Here is a 3011-nt window from a genome sequence, read left to right as displayed (position 1 = left end):
CCCGCACAAGCCAATACCGCCATACCCGCAACCACTTTACCAGCGGCTGAACCTAGCATCACTGTCCATACAGTTGAGAATGGCGCTGTAGATGCAGCAAGCTCAGAGTTTGCAACGATACCAGAACAGATGTTTGTCGATACAATGTAAACCACAGCCGCGATTAGTGTACCGCCCAGTACTGCGATTGGTACGTTCTTCTCTGGGTTTTCTACCGCTTCAGAGTTCGCACAAGCTGATTCAAGACCAAGGAATGCCCATAGAGTCATCGCAATAGAAGCACTCACCGCTTCACCAAATGGCAAGCTGTGTGGGTTCCAAGCTTCAATGTACATGGTTGGGTTAAACCAGAACCAACCAACAATACCCAATGAACACACTGGTAGGATTACGCCCCACACGGTGAATGTACCAATTTGACCTGTGATTTTCGCACCGCCGAAGTTAGCGAAAGTACAAATCCAAAGAATGGCGATGGTGTACAAACAGGTTTCGACCGGAGATAGGGTCACTTCAAAGAATGCGGAGCCGTAACCCACACAGGTAATCGCGATCGCAATATTCGCAATAAGGAGCGACAAACCGTAAGTCCAGCCCGCCATAAACGCACCCGATTTACCGAATGCGTAAGACGCGTAACCGTTCATACCGCCGTCTCGTTTACTAAAGCGACCACATTTTGCAAACACATAAGCCAACGCCAAAGAGCCCGCAGCCGTGATCAGCCAAGACAACACTGAAATGGTACCCACTTGCGCCAGTTTACTTGGCAGCATGATAATACCGGAGCCAGCCATATTGATGAACGTCAGAATGGTTAACTGCACCACCGACATTTTTTTAGTTTCAGTACTCATAAATTATTCTCCACGAATAAGCGGTTCGCACCGACGCCGGAGCGTGGTGCGAACGGGTAGATTAATCTTTTAGGACATAACAATGTGCGGTAGTGCGACCGTTAACATCTTCAAGGTACACACCTTGAATTTCTGGCGCGAAGCCTGGGAAGCGGTTAATGCCTTCTTCTAGAGATAGGAAGTAATCCACCACCTGTTGAGTCCAGACTTCACCAGTGATCACACAGATAATGCCTGGAGGGTAAGGAAGTGCACCTTCAGCGGCTACGCGGCCCACGGCCTCTTTAAGTGGTAGGTAATTGCATTCACCACGGAAGTATTTGCGTGTTGCTACGTCAGGTTTGTGAACCATTTGTGGGAAGTACTCGCTGCGGAACATCGCTTTTTGTAACTGTTTCACGTTCAGCTCTTTGTACATGTCATGCATTTCCTGACATAGCTGACGGATGGTGTAGCCACGGTAGCGTTCTTTATTCGCTTCGTAGACGCTTGGAAGTACGATACTTAAAGGGGCATCATCACGGATGAATTTTTCGAATCGGTTAATTTGAGCCACAAGGTGACGGATCTTACCCATATCTTCCGCAGGAGTGAGTAGGAACAAGATAGAGTTCAAGTCGCACTTTTCAGGGATGATGCCATTTTCACGAAGGAAGTTCGCTAAAAGCGTTGCAGGAATACCAAAGTCTGCGTAGCTGCCATCTTCAGCAATACCTGCTGTGGTTAGTAGCAATTTACATGGGTCAACGAAGTATTGACCTTCACCGTACCCCTCGAATTTGTGCCAGCTTGCGTTTGGCTCAAACATGAAGAATTTCTTGTTCGTTGCGATCACGTCAGTGTCGTAGCTGCCCCAAGGTTGGCCTTCGACTTCATCTGGAATGAACGGACGAATCAATTCACAACTCTTAAGGATTTCTTTACGCGCTTCGATACCTGTCTTAACCGCATCGCGCCATAAACGCAGACCTGCTTCGCCGTCGTGGATCTTCGCGTTCACATCAAGCGCAGAGAACAGTGCGTAGAATGGTGAAGTCGATGCGTGCATCATAAACGCGTTGTTAAAGCGTTTGTGGTTACAGTAACGAGCTTGACCTTTGATATGGCGGTCTTTTTTGTGGATTTGCGATGTTTGAGAGAAGCCAGCTTGTTGTTTGTGAACAGACTGAGTCACGATCACACCTGCGTCTTCTGGTTTCAAATCCAGCAGCAGTGGTGAACAGTCTTTCATCATCGGGATGAACTGCTCGTAACCAACCCATGCAGAGTCAAACAGGATGTAGTCACAAAGGTGACCTATCTTATCCATTACGTAGCGAGCGTTGTAGATAGTACCGTCATAAGTACCAAGTTGGATAATAGCAAGACGGAAAGGACGTTCATCGCGTGCACGTTCTGGGTCCACTTTCGCGATTTGAGCACGAATGTATTCTTCATCGAAACAGTGTTCATCCATACCACCGATAAAGCCCCAAGGGTTACGCGCCGTTTCTAAGTAAACTGGCATACCACCCGCTTGGATTAACGCACCGTGGTGGTTCGATTTGTGGTTGTTACGGTCGAACAGTACCAAATCACCTTCAGTTACCAGCGCGTTACAGACTACTTTGTTTGAAGCAGAAGTGCCGTTAAGTACGAAGTAAGTTTTGTCCGCGTTAAATACTTTTGCAGCGTGCGCCTGCGCTTGATGTGCAGAACCTTCGTGGATCAGTAAGTCACCTAAATCCACGTCCGCATTACACAAGTCACTACGGAACAGGTTTTCGCCGAAGAAATCGTAGAATTGTTTACCCGCTGGGTGTTTTTTGAAGAACTGACCACCTTGGTGTCCCGGACAGTCAAACGCTGAGTTACCCATCTCAACATAGTGCGTTAATTGCTTGAAGAAAGGAGGAAGCAGACGACATTCGTACTTGGTTACTGCTTCGTTGATTTGACGACAGTAGTACTCAATAGATTGTCTTTCTAAATCGATAACGCCAGTTAGCCAAACGTAATCTTCAGCCGAAACTGGGTTTGCATCCGTTACTAAGAAAACTGGAATACCGTAACCCGTTTCAGAAATCATTTTATGCAGACCTGCTTTAATGTCTGCTGAAGTAATAATAGCCGCACCAACGTCGGTTAATTCAACTTGCTCTAAAGGTTGTAAAT

At 47.1% G+C, this 3011-nt stretch carries 2 protein-coding genes; both read right to left on the bottom strand.

Annotation, left to right across the window (positions count from 1 at the left end; genetic code table 11):
• The coding region (gene potE, locus CAG68_RS12310; protein WP_031818434.1) for a putrescine-ornithine antiporter at nucleotides 1-857 on the bottom strand (857 nt) is incomplete at its 3' end.
• 61 nt (nucleotides 858-918) lie between these two features.
• The coding region (speF, locus tag CAG68_RS12305) for an ornithine decarboxylase SpeF (protein ID WP_202599935.1) at nucleotides 919-3011 on the bottom strand (2093 nt) is incomplete at its 5' end.

Source organism: Vibrio sp. V42_P2S4T144, from assembly GCF_009904715.1.
Taxonomy (GTDB): domain Bacteria; phylum Pseudomonadota; class Gammaproteobacteria; order Enterobacterales; family Vibrionaceae; genus Vibrio; species Vibrio alginolyticus.
The sequence above is the reverse complement of the archived record's forward strand: the minus strand, read 5'-3'. Positions and strand labels throughout refer to the sequence as shown.